A 22,939-nucleotide genomic window follows, 5' to 3' on the forward strand; every position below is an offset into this window, starting at 1 on the left:
CCTTGATCCGGAAGGGGCATCTCATAGCAGCGGATTTACAGGACAGATTCTTAAAGGAGTTTCATAATAATGAAGAGAGTCTTATTAGTAATTTTATTGATATGCATTACTTTTTCTATAATTGGTTGTTTAAATAGAAATAAATCTGAAATCATTGATGATGGTATAGCGATTGGGCAAATACTCCTCTCATTAGGTGGTGAAAATTCAGATATAACTGAAGTAACCTATAGTATCAATTTACAGAACAAGTTAGGAAAACCAATATCAATATTAGGAATTGAGCCAGTAATTTCTAAAGATTTATCTGATCGACTAATTGACAATTCTTTGAAACTGGAAGTAAATAAAGTAATCGAAAGTAATGAATCAAAGGATATATCCGGGTACTTCAAGATAGACACAAAAGGTCTTAGTAAACAAGAAATAATGAACTTTGATTTAGCCATTAGGAAATATAAAATACAAACTGAACAATTAGTTAGAGCTAATTAATGAATAAAAAATGTAGGAGATGATAATTTGCAGATCAGAGAAGCTACGATTCATGACGCTGAAGGAATTGCAAAAGTTCATGTGGATAGTTGGAGAACGACATACAAGGGGATTATTCCAGAGGAGTTTTTAAACAATCTATCGTATGCACAAAGGACTGAATTATGGATTAACAATATCAAGAGAACAGACAGTTTTGTAATACTAGCAGAGAACACTGAAGGGGAAATCATTGGATTTGCAGATTGTTGGAAGAGAGAGAGCAATACGATCCCTGACTCAGGAGATCTAACTTCAATTTATATACTTGAGGAATACCAAGGGCAAGGAGTAGGAAAGGAACTACTTAAACAGTTATTTTTTCGATTCAATTCATTGGGTTACCAGAAAATATTCGTTGATGTTCTAGAGGATAACAAGACACGCTACTTTTATGAGTATTATGGAGCTCACTTATCTAAATCAGTCCAAATAAAAATTGGAGGGAAAATCCTTAATGAATTAATCTACGAATGGGATAACGTTGATGAAGTATTAGCAAGATTAACTAAAACGGATTAGGGGGGGGCTTTATGAATTATCAAATCATTGACTTGAGAGATTATCCAAACCTTTTAAAGGAATCTATTGAGTATGTTGCCGAAAGATGGGGATTAAATAGAAGAATATTTGAGGATTGTATAACTTCCAGCATGACAACGAAAGGTCCATTGCCCCGATGGTATTTTATGATAAATCAAGATGAAATCATTGGTAGTTACTCATTAATGAATAATGATTTTGTAAGTCGACAAGATCTGTGGCCATACTTATCAAATTTATATATTGAACAAGAGCAACGAGGAAAGGGTCTTGGGTCAGTCTTGATGACGCACGCGAGACAAGAAGCTTACAAACTCGGTTTCAGTAAATTGTATTTATGTACAGATCATATCGATTATTATGAGAAGTACGGCTGGGTACATTTATGCAATGGATATCATACGTGGAACAGGGAGTCCAAAATTTATGTGATTGATACAGATAAGGAATTAAAGTGAAAATTATCAGGGAGATCCCTGTGAAAACATAGGAGGAGAAATGAATAAGGTAAATCATTTAGAAACGAAGCTTTCACCTCGTTTGAGAAGACACATAAAGTTATAGAAATCGGCAGAAAGAGTAGAAGGTGAGAAAATTGAATCTAATGCAACTCAAGATTCCAGCAGGTTATGCAGTAACGTATAACAAATTCTACGATGTAGACCCTGTTCTTAGTGCAGATATTGATTACTTTATTGAGAATTGGGGATTCTTCACAGAAGATTTATTACAGATCGTTAAAATGAAGATCAACAAGGGGAAGTGGTTTATTCCTGAAAGAGAAGATACGATCCTCTTTGATCTAGGATGGTATCCGGATTCAGATATTAACGGCCATTACCGTCTGGAACTTGTTGATGGGGACTGGAATGAGATCAAAAGCATTTCTTCTAAAGATCGATTTGTTATTAAAGAGACACTTGAAGAATGGTTGGAAGAACAACTAAAAGTGTAAACAGAAACAACCGAGATATGAAGATTATTTTAATAAATACGCTCAGAAGGCATACAGGGAGGTTACTTCAATAATAACTCCAGGAGGATTCTACTAATGAGGAAGAGATATTCTATTGAAAAAGCAGAGTGGTCAGAAACAAGAGAAAAGGAGTATGAGCAAGAATGTAGAGATATTGTGTTTAAGTTCAACGATGAGTTTGTTCAGCGGGATGGCGTCATTTATTTAAATAGAAAAAATGGTCAAACTGTAGTGATAGAGCCTTTGAATCAAAAAACATTATGGTATGAAACATGGTTAACGATCAAAGACATCTACAATACATAGTGATATGATATGAAGATTTAATAAACTCTTAAAAGCAGGATGAATTTGTTGAAGACCCTAAGGTCCTATGAGAGTAACTTCAGGTAATTGATGACTCCGTATTAGGTTGAAAGGTGTAGAGAGCCGATGCCGATGTCATCGTCCAACATTAACAACTTGCCTGATCCACTCAGGCTCACTGGCTGCTGCCCGCACTAAACAGTCGGCACAGTCAGCAAAAGGAAGCGCTCCGAGAGGATTTATACGAGCTAATGGACCTGCTGTATATTTTAAAGTACCCTCCGCGTATTGAAGCACGGATGCCCGTACAATGACCCATTCTAGCTCACTTTGTATTAACGCATGCTCAGCAATTGATTTATCCTCAATGGCTTTCCAAAATATACGGCGCATCATGCGAACTGCCAATCGATGGACGGGAGACAGCTCTCTTCCGTTGCTCAAATTAATGCCGCTCTGCATGATTAGGCGCTTCACACCCGCACGTTGACTAGCTGCTATCATATTGGGCATACCTTCGGACATGACAGTACCTGCTGAGAAGTTAGCCGCCATAACATTTATGCCAGCTCTTAGATTCAGAAATTTCTTGGCGTCCGGCGAAACGTTACTGGGCGGGCCGATGCAGCTGATGACTACTTCTGCACCAGCAACGGCTCTGACCAAACTGGACTCGTCAAATACATCTCCCTGTCTGACGGTGAGTCCCTTCAAGGGGGATATCATTTCTGGCCGACGAGCTATAGCTACAACTTCATGGCCAAGTTCAAGTGCACGCTCCATCACTTTCCTTCCAGTTCCTCCTGTAGCTCCAATAACTGCAATTTTCATAATAATGAACTCCATTCCCATTCATGCATAAATGCACAATAGTGTATTAATAGTCTATTACGTATAATGATAGACAGAAATAAAAACGCTACAAGTCTTAAAATGAGTGATTTTGTGCATTAGTTCACAGTTCCTCTAAACGTGTGTAGTATTTATTTAGGAAGCTGGTGGTTCTGAAGTGGTAAAGGTAGATCGCAGAATACGCAAATCCCAAGAGGCGATAAAAATGGCTATTATTCATTTGATGATGGAAAAAGAATTTGATCAAATTACGATTCAAGATATTTCGGACAGAGCGGATGTTAGTCGAAGAACCATCTATCTTCACTACATGGACAAATTCGATCTTCTGGATCAGCTCATCAAAGAACATATTGATGACTTAAGAAGGATCTGCAATTCTACAGACGATGATGCGGATTATAAGGATATGGGGTTGGTGTGGTTCCAGTATTTCGAGAATCATTCGATGTTCTTTTCTGCATTACTAGCGAGTAAAGGGAGCCCTTTTTTCCGCGATCAGTTCCTTACGTTTTTCATCGAAGAACTAGAGAAAGGAAACGGCATGTCCGAAGGGTGTAACTCTGAATTAACGGAGGATATGAATGTGGATATTCAGTTTCTGGGGTCAGCGATCGTTGGCGTCGTGGAGTGGTGGTTTAAACAAGGGAAGCCTCCTACTCCTTCCTTTATGGCGCAGCGAGTGGGCGTACTGCTTGAAAGAAATCTGGAGGTATAAATGTTGATGTGAAGAAGAATGTTAGATGAAATTCGAGTAGAATAATTTTAAGAGGGAGGATATACATGAAAACAAGTGAAATGCAGGAAAATCAATCTTACAAAGGAGAGGTAATATGTTTATAGACCTTTTCAATAGACTCAGTATTACATTACCTATTGTACTCATTGAGGAGTTAGAAACTCACCATAAGAAACAAAAGGATCAAGATTACTTGTTAAGATTAATGGAACCTGACGAAGTTATTGAAATAGCCGATTTCATGTCTGAAATGAAGGTGTATCAAGACATTATTCCTTTATGGACAGATGATCATTCGAACTACATAGGTTTACAGGTTCAAGGTGCTTGCAAATACAGAATTAATTATATCGATCATGAGGAAACAGATGTATCTCCCGGTTTTAGAAGTGTACGTTCATTTATAGCTGAACTCGAACAACATCCTAGTTTTTATTGGGATGAATTGAAGAAGGATTATCCCACAGATATCGAAATTAGTGATGCTGAGATGGATGAAGACTTACGTTGTATTGATGAGTTAAACAAGTTGGTAAGTTCTAACCAACAAATAGATGACGATATCCGTTGTCAGTATATTTTTTCAATCATGGCGTTAACACCGAAAAGAAATCTTGATTCATTAATAAAATATTTAGATGATGAAGATATGTATGTTCAAGAGAGGGCGTGTGAGATTCTTGGTTTTCATAGATACATTCCAGCTAGAGATAAGTTAATAGAGGTTTCAACAAACGGAATGCATAATGGGAAACTCGCAGCGAAAAGAGCGTTAGCAAGAATAAGAGAAGAGACCAAAGGAACATTTTAATGGAGCAAAAATATAAAAGAAATAAGAGAATATAACGGACTAATACTAAATGATAAAGGAATTCATCAATGAAATTGTACTTATTTATTATTCAAGGCTTTTATGTATTAACTCTAATTCCGTGGTTCATCATTTGGGGATTATCTTTTATGGCATTTGACAGTGGAGTTTCAATGTGGGGAATATCATTAGTAACGATCGTTACGTTGTACCCTCTGGCTGTTGTAATTTGTTCGGTTTTATCTTGGTTATTAAAGAAAAAGGTGAAGACAATAAGTCTTATTATTATCAGTGCATTTCCATTACTGTGGGTGGTTTCTTTCGCAGCATTGATCCTAGGAAATTGAATTATCAATAAATCTAGGAGTATTGAGAGGGTGGATAGAAGTTGATTCAAGGAGAATTAATTTATAAAACAATAGACTCGCTAAAGAAAAGATTGGAAAATAACAATCTGCTAGAATTACAGCTCCAGGAAGGGTATTTAACTCAAGCTACCTGTACGTTTAATGATCCGGCAGATGAAAGTGATTTAATCGAATTCCAAAGGGAATTAGGGTTTGAACTTCCGAATGATTATATTAACTTTTTGAAGATAAGTAATGGTTGCTCGTTATTTGACCATCCGCAATACGGAGGAGAGTCGTATTTATATAAGTGGCAGGATATTCAAGAAGTAACGTATGAGAGTTCAAACGAGGGGTACCTGAAGATCGCCTATATCTACCAAGATAATATCGTAATTGATCTGAAGAAATACAGCGAAGGCTCTAATAATTACTTAATGGTTAAGGGGCACATAGACAATTTTGATGAGTCGAGACCCTTTAATATGAACTTCGAGTTGTGGTTTGATCGATTTATTATCAGTCAGGGTGATAAGTTTTGGGACTGGTCCATATATACGGCAGAAAATTACTATAAATTAAAAGGATAAAGTACGCTTAGGCGATGGACTTTGTATGAGAGGAATTCAGAATGAATTATAAATTTATGTTGAAGGGTTACCCATTATATTATCTATTTATATTTTTACCAATGGGCTTTCTTTCTGTAATTACTCTATTAAGTAATTATATTGGTGATGGCCTTCGAGTAATACTACTAATAACAACTGGGGTAATCATGATCGCTCTAGTTACTAAAAATTGGATAGACTCGCAAAAGGAATATGCGGTAGTGCTATCGCCCGGGGGAATAGAAATCAATAAAACGAACTATTCGATTAACCAAATTAGTGAAATGCGAATAGCTACTAATCTTCTTCAAGTTCAACTTTTCGATAAAAATAAAAAGCTATCGTTCTCGTTAAAAAGTCAGGATAAAGATAGTGTATTCAAGGCACTCAAAGAGTACTGTGAAAACTCCGGTATAAAATTAAAGGATTATCGTAGGGTATAAAAGTTGCTTAGAAGAACATAAGTAACTTGTATGTAACATGAATACCACCAGCGACATTAGTCGTAGCAGGTGCAATAGTACATACTGCCTCTAGAATAAAAAGCTGCTGCTGCGATGAAGGTACAGTAGCAGCTTTAGATTGTGCTGCATGACCAATTGGCATCATACAGCAGGAAGAAGCGCCACGACGATACGAGCGTGGCGCTTTTTGCTATGCATCACGATGATGCACTCGTGATACTACTACGATGATGAGCACCGCGTGAATAACACGCGGTGCAACCCTGAGAGGTGCTACCTCTTTTGGACACTGCACCTTATCCATATATGACTTGCCAAAGTTCAGTCGCAATGCAAGGAACTTCTATGGAATGAAACAACGGAGACGAAAATATTTTAAAAAATATCAGAATGTGTACTGACTTAAGGATTTTAATAATACTATAAATGAAATGGGTTTCATGAAATCCTTTTCAAGTATACTCAACAACTTGGCTAATGCTCTTCAAGCGAAGTGTGAATCTAGGTTTTCAAATCCCATTAAGGCGGCCTTGTAATGATTCAGATTGTTCAGGGTCGTCATCAAAAAGCATTTTGTAAGCTTGATTCAATGTTATCAACTATGAGGGGGAGCGTGTGTAGGATGAAAGTTGAACCCAAAGAAATGATCACTTTACGAGGAAACGATATGAATGACTGGGGTGGTGAAGGTACATAATCCAACACCGAGAATTGTACTTGGTTCAATATATGTAAGCGCTTAACATACTGCATAATCCAACACTTCAAGAAAGGAGCGAACACCCTGAACCAAGCATTGAGGGGCTCTATTTTTCCACGTTTGCATTGGAACATATTAAGATCATTTACTTGAGGGAGGCCGCCCATGATGAAAAAAATGATGTCTAACCCAATTATGATGTTCGTTTTATTTGCCATGTTAATCATGCTTTTGTCTGCATGTAGTGGTACAAATGACAAACCAGCCGATCCAGTTGCTCAACCAGCTGAAGTAGAGACGAACACAACACCAGTGCAGGAAGAGGAAGAGGACAAGGAAGAAGCTGTGCCGGCGCCAGATTTAGACGGTCGTGTTATTCGAATTTCTCACTGGTGGGATGCTACACCAAAAGGGGATTCAGAATCGGATGAACTTGCCCGCGAGCGTATTCAAATGGTGGAAGAAAAGTATAACGTAAAGATCAAATATCTGAATACAGAATATTGGTCTACCTCTGAAAAGCTGTCCTCCTCAGTGCTCGCGAACGAGCCATTTGCTGAAATAGTCCGGGTTCCTGATGGATTTATATGGGGGCTTATGCAGAGTGGTTTTCTGACACCGCTGGATGACTACCTTCAAGATACTCGTGTGCAGCAGGATGTGGTTAATGCTATGCGCTTTGGAGGCGACAAGGTGTACGGACTCGAAGGCTGGTATACACCTAATGATAGTGGCACGTTCTACAACAAACGTATATTCAAGGAGGCTGGTCTGAAAGACCCGCAGCAATTGATGGACGAAGATAACTGGAACTGGGATACGATGCTGGATGCGGCCAAAAAGCTAACGGTTGATCGTAACGGTGACGGTAAAATGGATCAATACGGACTGGCTGGAGCGCATTATGTACTTTCTGAGATGCTGGTCGCGAGCAACGGAGGCAAATTATATGATGAGCAAACAGGTACTGTGACGTTTAATTCACCCGAATCTATGGAAGCGCTTAATTTTCTGCATGGTCTGTACAATGAGCATAAAGTGGTGAAGGCTAACGGAGGTAACGACTGGGAAGATCCAGCCAAGTTCTTCGGGGAAGGCACCATTGCCATGTATCCGGGTGGACTCTGGGAGATCGAAGGCCGGATTCTAGATAAGATGAAGGATGAGTGGGGTTATGTATACATGCCGAAGGGGCCTCAAGCGGAGTCGTATTACGAACCATTCGGTCAGGCTACGGCTTACGTTATTCCAAAGGGAGTAAAGGATGCAGACGTGATCGTGAAGATTTGGGAAGAGCTGCAAGACTTTGATAACTGGCAAGATAACCGCAGACTCTCGCTCGAAAATATTTTGCCGGATGAAGCATCCATTGCCAATGCAATGAATGATAATGGTCAGGTGCAGCGTCTGTTTGGTGGCCGCTTCGGTGGTCTGGGCATTAAGGATCAACTGGACAAAGTAACCGAGAAGTTCATCAAAGGCGAGATTACACCTTCAACAGGTGTTGCCCAGGTTATCGGACCTGCACAGGCTGCGGTGAAAAAAGTGTTAAGCGGGGAACAGTCTAAGAAAGAATAGTTCGATCAATTAACGTTAAGAAACAGGGCGGCCTCATTGTTGATTACATTCAAAAATCGATATGCGGGCCGTCTATCTAATTCACTACAGTCTGCTAAAGGGGGGCATCGGGTGAAGTTTACATTATCCCGAGTGACGCTTATTGTCGTTATGCTAATCCTCGTCATGGTGTATACGATATCCAGTTCCGGTGCAAGCGGCAATGCAAAGTCCGGGAATCGAACATCAGATCCGAGCCGTGTGATGCCAATCTCTGAATCTGCTTCTGAGGGTAGTTACGATTATTATTTGCAGCAATTCCAGGACGAGAAGCAGCCTTCTAGGGAAATTGTTATTCGCGGAGCTGACTACACAGCTGCGGAAGGAATGGAACCGAAGATGATTACGGAGCTTGGTGGTGAGACGGGCAAGTTCATCAGAACAGAGGAGAGCGGTTCCGTGCAATGGGAAGTGGATGTTCCTGAATCGGGCATGTATCACATGACATTGCGTTATTACCCGATTCAGGGTAAAAGTTCCGCCATAGAACGTGAACTATGGATTGATGGCAAATTGCCTTTCAATAGTGCACGTAATCTGAGTTTTCATCGTGTATGGGTCAACGAGAAATCCGAGATTGAACAAGATAACAGAGGTAACGACCTACGCCCACGTCAGACGGAGGCACCGATGTGGCAAGAATCGCTTCTGAGAGACAAGGAGGGCTATTATGAGGAGCCGTACCATTTTTATTTTTCTGCAGGCAAACACTCATTGACGCTTGTGTCCACCCGGGAGCCTATGGTTATTGATTCGATCAGGCTACACCAGTATGAACAACCGATATCCTATGCAGAAGTGAAGCAGGAGTATGAGAGCAAGGGATATACGGAAACCAGTGGACACTTGATCAAAGTTCAAGGTGAGCATGCCAAGTACAAGTCGTCACCAACGTTGTATCCAATCACTGATCGATCAAGCACATCCACGGAACCGTACGATGTATCCAAAATCAGAATGAACACCATCGGTGGAAACAACTGGCGTGTGCCAGGACAATGGATTGCATGGGAAATGGATGTGCCGGAGGATGGATTATACAAAATTGCGATCAAAGGTAGACAGGAACTGCTGAGGGGGATTTATTCCACCCGTTCGCTGCAGATTGACAATAAGGTTCCCTTCCGTGAAATGATGCAAATTCCGTTCTTCTATGACTCGAATTGGCAGATGAATGTGCTTGGCAGCGAGGAAGAACCCTATTTATTTTATTTGACCCAAGGAAAACATGAATTGCAGCTTGAGGTCAGTCTGGGAGCGATTGCCCCTCTGATCCGTCAGGTGGAAGCTAGTGTGCTCGAAATCAATGCGATGTATCGCAAAATTCTGATGATCACAGGTAACGTACCTGACCCCTATCGGGATTATCAATTAGAGAAACAGATTCCGGATATGGTGAAGGTATTTCGCGAACAAAGTGACATCCTAAATGCCGTATCTGAAGAGTTAATTCGTTTAACGGGGGAAAAAAGTGATAAGACCGCGATATTGACGAAAACAGCCTATCAGCTGGCCGATCTGGCCGACAAGCCGGAAACCGTGCAGAAGCGCCTTGGTCAATTCAAAATCAATGTGGGCAGCGTCGGCTCTTGGCTTCTGGAGGTACGCGAACAGCCGCTGGAAATGGACTATCTGTTGCTTGCTTCCCCTGATGAGAAGCTGCCAAAAGCGAATGATTCGTCCTTCCGAAAAGTTGGACACGAAATCTCGTCTTTTTTCCATTCATTTTTCGAGGATTATGACACCATTGGCAGCACATCTGATGAAGACAAGTCTGTTACGGTATGGATTGGTACAGGCCGGGATCAGGCACAGGTGTTGAAGGCCATGATAGACGATACATTTACACCGATGACAGGTATTAGCGTGAACCTCAAGCTGGTGAATGCGGATGTTTTGCTGCGTGCTTCCCTGGCAGGAGAGGGACCGGATGTAGCCATGCAGGTCGGAAATGATGTACCTGTCAACTTCGGAATGCGGAACGCGGCAGAAGATCTGTCCAAGTATCCCGGCTATGACGAGTTAATTAGGCAGTTCAGGGATAGTGCAATGGTTCCCTATAACTATGAGGATCAAGTCTTTGCACTGCCGGAGCAACAAATATTCAATATGTTATTTTACCGGAAAGATATTTTGGAACAGCTTGATCTGGAGCCGCCGCAGACATGGGAGGACGTGTACGCCATGATCCCGGTGCTGCAGAAGCATAATATGGAGATGGCTTTGCCGCTTGCTCAAACGACAGGTGTACCCGTATTGGAAGTGAACCGGGCATATGCCATGCTGCTGTACCAGATGGGCGGTTCGTTTTATTTGGACAATGGCTCCAAAAGCGGTATGGATACGGAAACGGGGCTGGAGGCGTTCAAGGAGTGGACGAATTTCTATATCAGCTACAAGCTGCCACTCACCTTCGATTTTCCAATGCGCTTTCGAACTGGTGAAATGCCGATAGGCATTATGGATTATACCTTTTATAACTATCTGTCCGTATCTGCGCCCGAGATCAAGGGATTATGGGAGTTCATTCCGGTTCCCGGCCTCAAGCAGCCAGACGGAAGTATCAAACGAGATGTCGCGAGTGGAGGCACGGCGACCGTTATGCTCAAGCAATCGAAGCATAAGGATGCGGCCTGGGAATTTATGAAATGGTGGGTCAGCAAGGACGCACAGGTTCGATTCGGACGCGAAATGGAAGGTCTGATGGGAGCGGCAGCGCGGTATCCAACAGCCAATATTGAAGCGTTGCAGGAGTTACCTTGGCCTGTCCGCGATTATCAAAGTCTGGAAGAACAATGGGAATGGGTTCAGGGGGTTCCAGAAGTTCCCGGAGGTTACTTTACGGGGCGGCATCTAGACAATGCACTGCGTGAGGTCGTCAATAATGGGACGAATTCCACCGATGCCTTATACGATTATGTGCAGGAAATTAACTACGAAATTCAGGAGAAACGAAAAGAGTTTAAATTGGACGGAATGCACTAGGGAGGGACTCCTTTGCAGAAAGAAAATATGGTGATCGAAACCAGTTCTCAGCCCAAGCGTACGCCTGCCGGTATACCCGGGAAGTGGGAACTCTTTGTGAGAGATATGAAGCGGGATAAGCATCTTTATATACTTCTTTCACCCTACATGTTGTTATTCTTCTTGTTTACCGTATTTCCAGTCATGATCTCCATCTTCTTCAGCTTCACCAATTTCAACATGCTGGAGTTTCCAGAGTGGGTTGGTTGGGAGAACTACTCTAAGCTGCTCTGGAATGATGATGTGTTTTTGATAGGTCTTAAAAATACAATTATTTTCTCGGTAATCACCGGTCCAATTAGCTACATTGCCTGCTTTGTATTTGCCTGGCTTATTAATGAGCTGAATCCGAAGGTGAGAGCCTTCATGACACTGATCTTTTTTGCACCGTCCATTTCAGGCAATGTGTTTTTTATTTGGCAAATTATCTTCTCTGGAGATTCCTATGGCATTATGAACGGGTTCCTGATGAAAATAGGCATCACCTATGAGCCAATCCTGTGGCTGCAAGACCCCAAATACATGCTTGCGATCATTATGCTTGTACAGCTATGGCTCAGCCTTGGAACTAGTTTTCTTGCGTTCATCGCCGGTTTGCAAACCGTGGATCGCACCTTGTATGAAGCAGGAGCTATCGACGGGGTTCAAAATCGCTGGCAGGAGCTGTGGTATATTACGTTGCCTTCGATGCGTCCTCAGCTCATGTTCGGAGCTGTTATCCAGATTACCGCGTCATTGGCCGTTGCTGAAGTAGCTACTGCGCTGGCAGGCTTCCCAAGTGTACAGTACGGAGCGCATACGATTGTTACTCACTTGATGGATTACGGAACGATCCGCTTCGAGATGGGTTACGCTTCTGCCATTGCAACGGTGTTATTCAGTCTGATGTTAGGTTCCAACCTGCTTGTTCAAAAGCTGTTAAAGAGAGTGGGGGAATAGCAGATGAAGATGGCCTTGCGTATGAAAAGGAAGATCAACAGATCCTGGCAGGTCGATATCTTGCTTTTCCTTTTGCTGGGCGGATTTGGCGCTTTTATGGTCATCCCACTTATCTATGTGATCAATAATGCGTTTAAGCCGCTGGATGAACTTTTTATTTTCCCACCTACGCTATTTGTCCGGAACCCTACGTTTGAGAATTTCTCAGACCTATTTCAGGTGATGAAAAATTCATGGGTTCCATTCTCAAGATACATTTTCAACACGGTGTTTATTACTGCGGCAGGCACGTTCGGACATATTATGCTAGCCTCTGCAGCGGCTTATCCACTAGCCAAATACAAGTTCCGCGGACACAAAATCCTGTTCACCATCATCGTGTTGTCTCTGATGTTCTCGCCGCATGTAACCGCTATTCCCAATTACATGATCATGTCCACGCTAGGCTGGCTCGATTCCTATCAGGCCATGATTATTCCTGCCTTTGCTTATCCGCTGGGATTGTACTTAATGAAGCAGTTTATGGAGCAAATACCGGATGCACTCCTGGAGGCGGCAAAAATGGATGGAGCCAGCGAATATCGGATTTTCTTTCAGGTGGTCATGCCACTTGTCAAACCTGCGTGGTTAACGCTGCTGATTTTAATGATGCAGATGTTGTGGGGAACGGATGGTGGTAGCTTCATCTACAGTGAGCAGCTAAAAACGATGCATTATGCCATGGGACAGATTGTTCAGGGGGGAATAGCTCGTGCGGGTGTGGGCGCTGCCGTTGCTGTCATCATGATGACGGTGCCGATCGTGACGTTTGTATTGTCTCAGAGCCAAGTCATCCAAACAATGGCATCATCCGGCATGAAGGACTAAGTGAGGGGGGTGTTAGAGATGAAAGTAAGATCATGGCTAATCGTTCTGGCAGCTTCCCTGCTGATCTCCGGATTCGGACATAACGTGGCTCATGGGGCACCGTATGAGGGATATACCTATAATTACTGGGGTAATTCGGTCAAGTCTCCGATTGCTTTTCTCCCCTCCAGAGTGATCACGGGTAACGACGCCGGAACGGGAGCATGGCAGTCTCCACTGGATTTGTATGCTGCACATAATGGCTTGCTCTACGTTCTGGATTCTGGCAATGGACGCATTATCGTATTGAACGATGAATGGGAAACGATGCGAGTCATCCAACATTTTGAGCATGAAGGCAAACAGGACAGCTTTCTGAATCCTGAAGGGCTGTTCGTTACGGAATCAGGTCAGATTTACGTTGCCGATACCGAGAACAGACGAGTCGTGGAGCTGAATCCGGACGGGACGTTTGTTCGTGCCATTGGGGCACCAGAGTCGGATGTCATTAGTGATACATTTGAGTATTTTCCTAGAAAAGTGATCGTAGACAAGGCTGGACGGATCTATGTTGTCGGTCGGGGTGTCTATGAAGGGTTGATCGAATTTGATAGTGACGGGCGCTTTACGGGGTTTATGGGCACGAATCGTGTGCAGTTTGATCCGGTTGATCTATTCTGGAAAAGCGTATCCACCAAGGAACAGCGGGAAAAGATGATTCGTTTTATTCCACTGGAGTTCAATAACGCAGATATTGATGAAGGCGGGTTCATCTACACAACGACGGCGGATAAAAACACATCTTCGGCGGTAAAAAAACTGAATCCGTCCGGCATTGATGTACTTCGGGTCAACGGGGAATTCGCCCCGGTGGGGGACTTGAGTATCAATCGCTCCTCCTTCATTGATATTCAGGTGTCCAGCAATGGGGTCTACCGTGCGCTCGATTCTACGAGAGGGCGTGTATTCACGTACAACGAGGATGGCAACTTACTGTATGTGATTGGTCAGCTCGGCAATCAGAAAGGCACATTCAAAAATCCGGTAGCTATTGAAAGCTATGGCGACGCCATTTATGTGCTGGATCGTGATCTCGGCCAGATTACCGAATTCAAGCCGACGACATTTGGAGGCCTGGTGAACGAGGCCAATCGTTTGTACAGCTCAGGCAAGCATTCGGAAGCTGCAACGTTGTGGCAAGAGGTGCTGCGACTCGATGCCAACTATGAAATGGCCTATGTAGGCATCGGCAAATCCATGCTGAGAGAAGGAAAGTACAAGGAAGCGATGACCCACCTGAAGCTTGGCAATGATCGGGAATATTACTCCAGAGCTCTGGCGAAATATCGGAGAGAATACATGCGGGAATATTTCGGGATTTACATGACGGTGGCGATCGGAATGCTTGTCAGCCTAATCATCTGGCGTCGCATCGCTAGATCGAGGAATGAGAGGGGAGCCGGAGATGTCGCTAATTAAGGAAATCAAATACTCTCTACATGTCGCTGTACGTCCATTCGACGGATACTGGGATCTCAAGTATGAAAATAAAGGCAGGCTGCGTGTGGCATTACTGGTGCTGCTCGGTGTTACCGTAACGATGATTCTGAAACGTCAATACGCTGGATATGTCGTGAATGACAACTATCCACTCTCGTTGAACAGTATCAATGAGTTCAAATATATCATTCTCCCCTTCCTTCTCTGGTGTATCTCCAATTGGTCACTGACCACGCTGATGGATGGAGAAGGCAAGTTCAGGGATATTCTGATCGCGACGGGCTATGCCATGCTTCCGCTTATCCTAATTAACATTCCAAATATATTTCTGAGTAATGTGATTACACTGCGTGAATCTTCTTTCTATTATTTGTTTGACTCCATAGGGGTCATTTGGTTTGTCTGGCTACTGTTTGTAGGAACCAAAACGGTGCATCAGTATTCGGTGATCAAAACGATCAGCACGATGCTGCTTACCCTGGTTGTTATGGGGATTGTTATCTTTCTGGGTCTGCTTTTCTTTAGCTTGATTCAACAGATTATCAGCTTTGTGTACACCCTCTATCAAGAGATCACGCTGCGCAAATAGAAGAAGGAAGGAGGTGTCGGAGGTGAACAAAAGTCGTACTATGTTTGCCATTACGATCATCATCGGCAGTTTGTTGATGACGCAAAATGTTAACTACGCAGAGTCGGTCTATGAACGAGCGGTGACTACAACAGTTGAGTCTGAACAACCTCATCGTGGCACTGTGGCCGAAACAGAAGAAACAGAAGCATCATCAGAGCAAAAGACGACAGAGTCTATTCAGGCTGACGCAGATCCATTCGTAAACCAAGACCTGGCAAATGAAGCTGTAAGTCATAAAGTAATCACTGTTCCTGAGGGTATGGAAGTCGTAGCTGAGAACGAAGAACTGATTCTGTATCTTCAGCCGGAAACGACAGAAATTGCGACGCTCGATAAGCAGCATGGTGAGATGTGGTTTTCCAATCCGCAGGATCGGGAACAGGATGCCATCGCAACCGGATATAACAAGTCCCAGCTGAATGTACAGCTCGAATTGACGTATTACGATAACGCCGGCAACGCGCTCAAATACGACAATTATACACATAGTGTTCAGAGTGGTCAGTTTGAAATCGAAAAGGTCGAAGACGGCCTGAATATCGTGTATACGCTGGGTGAAGTCAAGAGCGATATTGAAGCTATTCCCAAATATATTAGCGAGGAACGCTTCAGGACTTTAATCCTCGAGAAACTGGAGGAAAAGGATCAGAAAGAGTTAGAGAAGCGCTTTCGTTATGATGAGCAGAACAAGCGTTACGAAAGACGGGATTCATCTCTGAAAGGTGTTGGTTTGTCCAAAGTAACCCGAATTCTGGAATCCATTGACTATGATGAGGCACAGATCGCGATTGACAAGGAAGCCAATGGAGAGGAAGGAAGCGGGCTTGAGAATGTCGTCGTGCCCGTGCATTATCGACTCGAAGATGGACGCCTGAGAGTATCGATCCCTGAGGGCGGTATCCAGTATCCGGATTCCATGAAGATTCAATCCTTGTCACTGCTACCTTTTTTCGGTGCCAGCGGACCTTCGGATGAAGGATACAGTCTGGTACCGGATGGATCAGGATCACTGATTTATTTTAATAACCAAAAGACGTATGCATCACCGTATAGCACCACCCTGTATGGTGGCGATCATGCGGTTAATCAACTCACCCAGATTCAGAAGGAACAGAAGGCTAGAATTCCTGTGTATGGCATGAGTTACGGAGACAAAGGATATTTGGCTATCATTGACAAAGGCGATGCGGTTGCATCCGTCGAGGCGGATATCAGTGGCAGATTGAATCAATACAATACGGTGCATTCCAGCTTCACGCTAAGCAGTATGGAGGAAGTTACACTCACTAATGGATGGCGTTCCAGCACGGTCAAACGGTTTCAGGCACAGCCTTTCCATAATGAGATGGCAGTTGTCTTTGAATTTCTGGGTGCGGACAATGCGAGCTATTCAGGTATGGCTTCGACGTATCGGGATTATCTGGTTGAGCACAAGCAGCTGACGCGTTTGGCTGATGACACAGCACTGCCGTTTTACTTAGAACTCATTGGCGGTATTCCGAAGAAAAAGTTCTTTCTGGGCATACCCTACAATGCCTACGAGCCGTTGACAACCTTTGAGGAATCACAGGAAATCTTGAAGGAGATGCAGAGCTACGGTGTGAGCGACATTCAGCTTCGTTACTCGGGGTGGTTTAACGGAGGAATCCAACACGACATGCCTGAGTCGATTGTTGTTGATAAGAAGCTTGGAGGTGCTCAGGGTTTGCAAAGTCTGCAGGCCTACACGGAGCAGAATGGCTTCGGATTTTACCCGGATGTGTCTTTTCTGGAGGTGTTTCCAGAAGCTAAAGCGTTCAAGAAATCCTATGCTTCACGTCAAGTTACAGGCAAGCTTGCTCAGTTGTTCCCATACCGGATCTCTACATTTACGCGGGATGAAGAGGCTTCACCAGGCTATGTGGTCAGCCCGCAAGCCGTACCTGGCATTGTGGATGGATTTTTGCAAGACCATACTCGGCTGGGACTCTCGGGCGTGTCCCTTCGAGATTTAGGTGATCAGTTGAACTCCGATTTCAATCGTGCAAACGTGGTCAATCGCGAGCAGGCGAAGAAGGTTGTAGTCGAACAACTTGAGCAACTGCATCGTTCCGATACGTCACTTCTTGTGGAAGGTGGCAATGTGTATGCAAGTGCCTACGCCCGGCATATTGTGGATTCACCTATGAGTAATAGCGGCTTTAATATAACCGATGAAGCAGTTCCTTTTTTCCAACTGGTATATCACGGCTACATCCAATATGCGGGAACGGCATGGAATATGGCTGACGATCAGGATTCTCTTGTACAGATGCTGCGAGCGATTGAAACCGGATCAGCACCTTACTACACATGGTTCTATGCCGATCCATCTGCAATCAAGATGACTGGATTCGACGAGTTATATTCAGCAGATTATCGGCGTTGGATTCAGGAATCAGCCGAGCGTTACCGGCAGATTAGTGATGTCCTGTATGATGTGCAAAATCAAACCATTGTGAACCATGAGAAGCTGAACGATGGTGTCTATCAGACGACTTTTGAAAAAGGAAAAACGGTCATGGTCAATTACAACGATGTTGCTGTGAACATTGACGGCGTCAGTGTGGCAGCGAAGAGCTACCAGGTAGGAGGAGGTGACATGCCGGAATGAAACTCAAAAAGTTATCTCTTGAACAAAAAAACAGATATTACGGTTTGTATTTCATTCTGCCCTGGTTCATCGGGTTCCTATTTCTGTTCATGGTGCCGTTAATTTCATCGTTCCGATACAGTCTGAGTAATCTTCAGGTTTCTAATGAAGGGTTCACCCTAGAGTTTATTGGTTTAGCCAATTTCCGTGAGGCTCTGTTATCCCATGAATCCTATGTACGAATGTTGACGGAATCAGTTCTGAATATTGTGGTCAATACACCATTGATTATTATTTTTAGTCTGTTTTTTGCCGTCATTCTTAATCAGAAGTTTCGCGGACGGGTGTTAGCAAGAGCGATCTTTTTCCTGCCGGTTATTCTGGCCTCGGGCATCATTGCCAGTATTGAGAACGGGGACTTGATGCAATCCGTTGTACGTAATGCCAATGATATGACCGGTGGGGGACTGTCCGTCTTAAAAAATTTGGATCTGACGATTATGCTGCTTGAATCCGGCATGAGTCCGATTCTAGTTGAATATTTGACAGGTGCGGTAAGTCGAATTTATGAGATTGTTAGTCAGTCCGGAGTACAAATTCTGATTTTCCTCGCAGGCTTGCAGTCGATTTCACCGTCCCTGTATGAAGCCGCCAAGATTGAGGGCTCGACGGGATATGAAGCCTTTTGGAAGATTACATTCCCCATGCTGAGTCCATTGATCCTGACCAATCTGGTCTACACGATCGTGGACAGCTTCATCAGTGACCAGACCAGTCGGCTTGTGGTGGATACGGCCTTCAAGAGCTTTAATTTTGGGCTCAGTGCGGCGATGTCCTGGATATATTTCGCCGTTATTGCACTGATCTTGTGGGTGACAACTGCCCTTGTGTCTCGTAAGGTCTTTTATCAGAATTAGCAATTCCGAAGGAGGCATGACATGAAGACAGGAACCGCATCAGGGCAGCGAACTGCCAAAAAAGAAGGGCTAGAGCGCCTAACTTCTACTGCCTACTGGTTTGAATTCATTAAAAAGTGGCTGTGGATTTTGGTACGTTTCGTCCTGATATTTGGCATTTCATTCGTTATTCTGTATCCCATTTTATTGAAGATATCAATTTCATTTAAAAGTATGTCCGATCTGTATGACCCGACAGTAATCTGGATTCCCCGCGAATTCACGCTGGATAACTTCAAACTGGTATTCACAGCAATGAACTATCCGAGTGTGCTAATGAATACCTTATGGTTGTCGTCTGCTGTTATGCTGCTTCAGACGATAACGTGTGTACTGGCAGGCTATGGGTTCGCAAGGATCAGGTTCAGAGGAAGTGGTTTGTTGTTTGCCACGGTGATCTTTACCATCTTGGTTCCTTCTCAGACGATCATGATTCCGCTCTATCTGAATTATAAAAATTTTGATGTGCTTGGCTTGATTGAATTGTTTCGAGGCAGTCCTGCGAATCTGATTAATACGTATTGGCCGTTCCTGATCTCTGCATTATTGGGCATGGGCGTGAAAACAGGTCTGTACGTATATATTTTCCGCCAATTTTTCAGGGGCATACCACGTGAGATTGAAGAAGCAGCATACGTTGATGGTGCAGGCTATTTCAAGACGTTCGGACGCATTATTTTACCAAATGCAATACCTTCCATGGTCACTGTAATGCTGTTTTCATTTGTATGGCAATGGAATGACTCGTTCTTCACCAATATGTACCTGAACGAGCCCAAGGTCATGTCGTCGATGATGTCTTCCTCCGGATACACGATTGCAACGTACCTGACCGGCGGAGGTCAAGCCGCTGAATCGTATACGCAGGATCCATTTTTTATGTCCATGATGATGAATACAAGTGTGCTGATGGCTATTCTGCCACTTCTTATTATCTATCTGTTCGTTCAACGTCATTTCGTAGAGAGTGTGGAGCGTTCCGGGCTTGTAGGCTAGACATGAACATAGAGAATGGCTGAAAGAGAAAATGCTGGCTGGAATGCTAGGACAGTAAGCTTGCAATCGCATGGAGTCACTGTACAGGTGGCTCCATTCTTGCAAGTAAGTATAGCTGCTTCGGCTGGAAAAGAGGAGGATTATATAGATGGGGAAAACGCTATCGAGGTTAGAAGGGTCACGAGATGCGGTGGTAACGGTTAGCGGAGACTTTCGCTACCAGAGGATTGATAACTTTGGCGCATCGGATGCATGGTCCATGGAACCGTTAGGCAAGCATTGGACGGAGGAGAATAAAAACCGGTTGGCTGATCTATTATTTTCGAGAGAGAAGGGCATCGGATTATCTGCTTGGCGTTTCAATATTGGTGCGGGCTCCACAGTAACTGATCAAGGCCGAATTCCCGATCCATGGAGACGCGCAGAAGCTTTCAAAATGTCGGAGGATGGAGAATATGAATGGAGCAAACAGTCCGGACAACAATGGTTCCTTCAGGCTGCACGTGATCGGGGAGTGGAGACGCTCATTGCATTTGTAAATAGTCCGCCGGTATGGATGACCAAAAACGGTCATGCCCAGCCAGATTCCGAAGTGGGTTCGACCAATCTGAAGCAGGGGTACGAGGGGGCGTTTGCAGCTTTTCTCGTGCATATACTAATGCATTTTCAGGAGATCGGACTGTCCTTTGATTATATCAGCCCGATTAATGAGCCTACCTGGGACTGGAACCAGGCTTGGCAGGAGGGCAATCGCTATAACAACGAGGATATAAGACGTGTTATTCTGGAGCTGCATCGGCAATTGCAGTTAACCAACTTGGGAGCACGTATCAGTGCGCCTGACGGGGTGGAAATTACATCACTGCTGGACGATGCGTATTATCGCCAGTTTGCAGGCAGTGGTACGTATTCAAGTGGTGCCAACAAGCTGGGTACAGGCCAATACCGGGAATACATTAAGGCGCTGATTGGTGACCCCGAGATGAAGGGAGCGGTGGGCAATAAAATCGCTTCACACTCCTACTGGTCGGATTATAGCCATCCGGGTGACGATCGGCTAGTTCGACTCAGACGGTTATTGCGTGACAATATGAACCATTATGATGCGAGCTCCAAATATTGGGTGACGGAATATTGCATTCTGGGCGAGTACGGCCCTGGTCGGGATCTGGGCATGGAGCCTGCACTGCATGTGGCGCGAACCATTCATTTCGACCTGGTGGAAGCAAACGCGGCTGCGTGGCAGTGGTGGACGGCGGTATCCAAAGTGGACTATAAGGACGGACTGATCTACACCGATTTTCAGGAGGAGGGCGATGAACAGAGCATTGTAACCTCCAAAATGTTGTGGGTGCTGGGCAACTACAGCAAGTTTATTCGCCCTGGCGCACAGCGAATCGACCTGAACGGTCTCGGTGAAGAAGCAGACAGCGGATTGCTGGGCTCTGCCTATGTGCATGATGAAGAGCAGACGGTGACCGTGGTCTTGGTGAACCATAGAGCACGAGACAAATGCATTCAGCTGAGCCTTCACAATCTGGGGGTGAACGGAGTCGTTTCCGTACTGGAATGTTACGTGACGAATGCCGGGCTGGATTTGGTTAATATGGGGTGTGTTAAGGCAGGCGATGACCAATCCTTTCTCGTTACGATTCCAGAGCAATCGGTAGTGACCCTGACGGGTAAATGAAGCTGAACTGTGATGTTGTGCGGCATATTCAGTAAATGCAGTAGTTTTACACGCTGTTGCTAGATTAATAAATTGCTGCCATGTCGGTACATTAGCTTTAGATTTGTATTGCATGACCGATTAGCATCATACATCAGCTGAAAAAAGCGCCACGACGATATAAACGTGGCGCTTTTTGGCATCCCATCACAACGATCACTCGTGATGTTGCTTCAATGTATTCGCACACATTCAATAATTGAATCGTCATATAGAACTTATCTATAAGCAATCCGTTGACGATGATTCTGTTGGAATGCTATTTTTAGATAAATTCCTACTTAACAAGTAAGAATTGGTGGTATAAAAATAATAACCAATATGACGGGGGAAATATTCATGAAAAAATGGTCACTTTTAACGGTTACTACTGCACTGGTACTGGCGTTGACAGGATGCAGCACCGGGGAGGAAACGCAGACAGCAGCGGGAGCAAATGGAACAACGGCGCCGACCAAAATTATTGTGGGGACAGGCACGCAGTTTCCGAATGTAGCCTTTATTGACGATAATAACAAGCTGACGGGTTATGACGTAGAGCTTGTCAGAGAAATTGATAAACGTTTGGAAGATTACGAATTCGAGTTTCAGACCTTGGAGTTCACCAACTTACTGCTGAGCCTGGAAACGAACAAGATTGATATGGTTGCACATCAAATGGAGAAAAATCCGGAGCGTGAGGAGAAATATCTGTTTAACAAAGAAGCATATTCACATTGGAAAAACAAAATTGCTGTTCTCAAAGACGACAACTCCATTCAATCGATTGATGATTTGAAGGGCAAAAAAGTATTTACGACAGCAACCAGTGCACAAGCGATCCTGCTGGAAAACTACAATAAAGAGCATGACAACGCACTTGAAATTGTTTATTCAAGCGGTGTAGCCAACGATTTCATCTCACAACTCAAGTCGAAACGGGTTGCAGCGTCGATTGCTGCCGACTTCACACTTCCACTGATTGATCCTAACAACGATTTGAAGCTAGTTGGTGCGCCGCTTAGTGAATCCGACACGCTGTTTATGTTCCGCAAAAATGACCCTGAAGAGCAGAAGCTCGCTGACCGTGTTGACGAAGTGCTGAAGGAAATTAAGGCGGACGGCACATTGAAGCAACTTAGTGAACAGTGGCTTGGGTTTGACGCTACGGAATCGGAGACCAAATAACACTTAGAGATGTTGTTCAAAAAGTCTGCTTTTCAATAAG

21 protein-coding genes are annotated in these 22,939 nt (G+C 43.9%); 20 read left to right on the forward strand and 1 reads right to left on the reverse strand.

What is annotated here, in order from left to right; translation table 11 throughout:
- Nucleotides 1-69: 69 nt before the first annotated feature.
- The 5 genes from MH215_RS28080 to MH215_RS28100 all read left to right on the forward strand — a co-directional run bounded on the left by MH215_RS28080 (nucleotide 70) and on the right by MH215_RS28100 (nucleotide 2,359).
- Nucleotides 70-495, forward strand: coding sequence for a hypothetical protein (locus tag MH215_RS28080; protein WP_239294174.1), 426 nt, complete (start codon nucleotides 70-72; stop codon nucleotides 493-495).
- Nucleotides 496-522: 27 nt separating this feature from the next.
- Complete coding sequence (locus MH215_RS28085; protein ID WP_239294175.1) at nucleotides 523-1,056, forward strand: GNAT family N-acetyltransferase; 534 nt, start codon at nucleotides 523-525, stop codon at nucleotides 1,054-1,056.
- A gap of 11 nt (nucleotides 1,057-1,067) precedes the next feature.
- Nucleotides 1,068-1,535, forward strand: coding sequence for a GNAT family N-acetyltransferase (locus tag MH215_RS28090; RefSeq protein ID WP_239294176.1), 468 nt, complete (start codon nucleotides 1,068-1,070; stop codon nucleotides 1,533-1,535).
- 146 nt (nucleotides 1,536-1,681) lie between these two features.
- Nucleotides 1,682-2,032 (forward strand): hypothetical protein, encoded by a 351-nt coding sequence (locus MH215_RS28095; RefSeq protein WP_239294209.1) that lies wholly within the window; start codon nucleotides 1,682-1,684, stop codon nucleotides 2,030-2,032.
- A gap of 96 nt (nucleotides 2,033-2,128) precedes the next feature.
- Nucleotides 2,129-2,359, forward strand: coding sequence for a hypothetical protein (locus MH215_RS28100; protein ID WP_239294177.1), 231 nt, complete (start codon nucleotides 2,129-2,131; stop codon nucleotides 2,357-2,359).
- Between the two features lie 135 nt (nucleotides 2,360-2,494).
- On the opposite strand, the gene MH215_RS28105 is transcribed toward MH215_RS28100, so the two are convergent.
- The gene (locus tag MH215_RS28105) at nucleotides 2,495-3,190 is read right to left on the reverse strand and encodes an NAD(P)-dependent oxidoreductase (RefSeq protein ID WP_239294178.1); all 696 of its coding nucleotides are present in this window, start codon (nucleotides 3,188-3,190) and stop codon (nucleotides 2,495-2,497) included.
- A gap of 226 nt (nucleotides 3,191-3,416) precedes the next feature.
- Between MH215_RS28105 and MH215_RS28110 the strand changes: the two genes are divergently transcribed.
- From MH215_RS28110 to MH215_RS28180, 15 genes are all read left to right on the forward strand, one after another.
- Nucleotides 3,417-3,929, forward strand: a complete 513-nt coding sequence (locus tag MH215_RS28110) for a TetR/AcrR family transcriptional regulator (RefSeq protein ID WP_275446371.1) — start codon at nucleotides 3,417-3,419, stop codon at nucleotides 3,927-3,929.
- A gap of 115 nt (nucleotides 3,930-4,044) precedes the next feature.
- Complete coding sequence (locus tag MH215_RS28115; protein ID WP_239294180.1) at nucleotides 4,045-4,761, forward strand: HEAT repeat domain-containing protein; 717 nt, start codon at nucleotides 4,045-4,047, stop codon at nucleotides 4,759-4,761.
- Between the two features lie 388 nt (nucleotides 4,762-5,149).
- Nucleotides 5,150-5,698, forward strand: a complete 549-nt coding sequence (locus MH215_RS28120) for an SMI1/KNR4 family protein (RefSeq protein ID WP_239294181.1) — start codon at nucleotides 5,150-5,152, stop codon at nucleotides 5,696-5,698.
- A 41-nt stretch (nucleotides 5,699-5,739) separates the two neighbouring features.
- Nucleotides 5,740-6,162: a hypothetical protein gene (locus MH215_RS28125; RefSeq protein ID WP_239294182.1), complete on the forward strand. Its 423-nt coding sequence runs from the start codon at nucleotides 5,740-5,742 to the stop codon at nucleotides 6,160-6,162.
- Nucleotides 6,163-7,048: 886 nt separating this feature from the next.
- Nucleotides 7,049-8,461: an ABC transporter substrate-binding protein gene (locus MH215_RS28130; protein ID WP_239294183.1), complete on the forward strand. Its 1,413-nt coding sequence runs from the start codon at nucleotides 7,049-7,051 to the stop codon at nucleotides 8,459-8,461.
- A gap of 150 nt (nucleotides 8,462-8,611) precedes the next feature.
- Nucleotides 8,612-11,485, forward strand: a complete 2,874-nt coding sequence (locus MH215_RS28135; protein WP_481857497.1) for an extracellular solute-binding protein — start codon at nucleotides 8,612-8,614, stop codon at nucleotides 11,483-11,485.
- A 105-nt stretch (nucleotides 11,486-11,590) separates the two neighbouring features.
- Entirely contained in the window at nucleotides 11,591-12,463 is an 873-nt protein-coding gene (locus MH215_RS28140; protein WP_239294210.1) for a carbohydrate ABC transporter permease, read from the forward strand.
- 9 nt (nucleotides 12,464-12,472) lie between these two features.
- A complete protein-coding gene (locus MH215_RS28145) occupies nucleotides 12,473-13,330 on the forward strand; it encodes a carbohydrate ABC transporter permease (protein WP_442952600.1) in 858 nt (285 codons plus the stop codon).
- An 18-nt stretch (nucleotides 13,331-13,348) separates the two neighbouring features.
- A complete protein-coding gene (locus MH215_RS28150; RefSeq protein WP_239294185.1) occupies nucleotides 13,349-14,788 on the forward strand; it encodes a gluconolactonase in 1,440 nt (479 codons plus the stop codon).
- The gene (locus MH215_RS28155) at nucleotides 14,775-15,398 is read left to right on the forward strand and encodes a Yip1 family protein (protein WP_239294186.1); all 624 of its coding nucleotides are present in this window, start codon (nucleotides 14,775-14,777) and stop codon (nucleotides 15,396-15,398) included. Before MH215_RS28150 ends, MH215_RS28155 begins: the two co-directional genes overlap by 14 nt.
- Before the next feature lie 22 nt (nucleotides 15,399-15,420).
- Nucleotides 15,421-18,072, forward strand: a complete 2,652-nt coding sequence (locus MH215_RS28160) for a DUF5696 domain-containing protein (RefSeq protein ID WP_239294187.1) — start codon at nucleotides 15,421-15,423, stop codon at nucleotides 18,070-18,072.
- Nucleotides 18,069-18,968 carry a carbohydrate ABC transporter permease gene (locus MH215_RS28165; protein ID WP_239294188.1) on the forward strand — a complete coding sequence of 300 codons (900 nt, stop codon included), beginning with the start codon at nucleotides 18,069-18,071 and terminating at the stop codon, nucleotides 18,966-18,968. Before MH215_RS28160 ends, MH215_RS28165 begins: the two co-directional genes overlap by 4 nt.
- 21 nt (nucleotides 18,969-18,989) lie before the next feature.
- Nucleotides 18,990-20,003 (forward strand): carbohydrate ABC transporter permease, encoded by a 1,014-nt coding sequence (locus MH215_RS28170; protein ID WP_239294189.1) that lies wholly within the window; start codon nucleotides 18,990-18,992, stop codon nucleotides 20,001-20,003.
- Between the two features lie 148 nt (nucleotides 20,004-20,151).
- Nucleotides 20,152-21,693, forward strand: coding sequence for a glycoside hydrolase (locus MH215_RS28175; protein ID WP_239294190.1), 1,542 nt, complete (start codon nucleotides 20,152-20,154; stop codon nucleotides 21,691-21,693).
- Between the two features lie 378 nt (nucleotides 21,694-22,071).
- The gene (locus tag MH215_RS28180) at nucleotides 22,072-22,899 is read left to right on the forward strand and encodes a transporter substrate-binding domain-containing protein (RefSeq protein ID WP_239294191.1); all 828 of its coding nucleotides are present in this window, start codon (nucleotides 22,072-22,074) and stop codon (nucleotides 22,897-22,899) included.
- Nucleotides 22,900-22,939 lie beyond the last annotated feature (40 nt).

This window comes from Paenibacillus sp. ACRSA, from assembly GCF_022346845.1.
Classification (GTDB): Bacteria; Bacillota; Bacilli; order Paenibacillales; family Paenibacillaceae; genus Paenibacillus.

Bases quoted from the DNA above. Each gene is read 5' to 3' on its own strand.
- MH215_RS28080 (WP_239294174.1), top strand. From the start codon at position 70: ATGAAGAGAGTCTTATTAGTAATTTTATTGATATGCATTACTTTTTCT.
- MH215_RS28090 (WP_239294176.1), top strand. From the start codon at position 1,068: ATGAATTATCAAATCATTGACTTGAGAGATTATCCAAACCTTTTAAAG.
- MH215_RS28095 (WP_239294209.1), top strand. From the start codon at position 1,682: ATGCAACTCAAGATTCCAGCAGGTTATGCAGTAACGTATAACAAATTC.
- MH215_RS28100 (WP_239294177.1), top strand. From the start codon at position 2,129: ATGAGGAAGAGATATTCTATTGAAAAAGCAGAGTGGTCAGAAACAAGA.
- MH215_RS28105 (WP_239294178.1), bottom strand. From the start codon at position 3,190: ATGAAAATTGCAGTTATTGGAGCTACAGGAGGAACTGGAAGGAAAGTG.
- MH215_RS28110 (WP_275446371.1), top strand. From the start codon at position 3,417: ATGGCTATTATTCATTTGATGATGGAAAAAGAATTTGATCAAATTACG.
- MH215_RS28115 (WP_239294180.1), top strand. From the start codon at position 4,045: ATGTTTATAGACCTTTTCAATAGACTCAGTATTACATTACCTATTGTA.
- MH215_RS28125 (WP_239294182.1), top strand. From the start codon at position 5,740: ATGAATTATAAATTTATGTTGAAGGGTTACCCATTATATTATCTATTT.
- MH215_RS28130 (WP_239294183.1), top strand. From the start codon at position 7,049: ATGATGAAAAAAATGATGTCTAACCCAATTATGATGTTCGTTTTATTT.
- MH215_RS28135 (WP_481857497.1), top strand. From the start codon at position 8,612: ATGCTAATCCTCGTCATGGTGTATACGATATCCAGTTCCGGTGCAAGC.
- MH215_RS28140 (WP_239294210.1), top strand. From the start codon at position 11,591: ATGAAGCGGGATAAGCATCTTTATATACTTCTTTCACCCTACATGTTG.
- MH215_RS28145 (WP_442952600.1), top strand. From the start codon at position 12,473: ATGGCCTTGCGTATGAAAAGGAAGATCAACAGATCCTGGCAGGTCGAT.
- MH215_RS28150 (WP_239294185.1), top strand. From the start codon at position 13,349: ATGAAAGTAAGATCATGGCTAATCGTTCTGGCAGCTTCCCTGCTGATC.
- MH215_RS28155 (WP_239294186.1), top strand. From the start codon at position 14,775: ATGTCGCTAATTAAGGAAATCAAATACTCTCTACATGTCGCTGTACGT.
- MH215_RS28165 (WP_239294188.1), top strand. From the start codon at position 18,069: ATGAAACTCAAAAAGTTATCTCTTGAACAAAAAAACAGATATTACGGT.
- MH215_RS28170 (WP_239294189.1), top strand. From the start codon at position 18,990: ATGAAGACAGGAACCGCATCAGGGCAGCGAACTGCCAAAAAAGAAGGG.
- MH215_RS28175 (WP_239294190.1), top strand. From the start codon at position 20,152: ATGGGGAAAACGCTATCGAGGTTAGAAGGGTCACGAGATGCGGTGGTA.
- MH215_RS28180 (WP_239294191.1), top strand. From the start codon at position 22,072: ATGAAAAAATGGTCACTTTTAACGGTTACTACTGCACTGGTACTGGCG.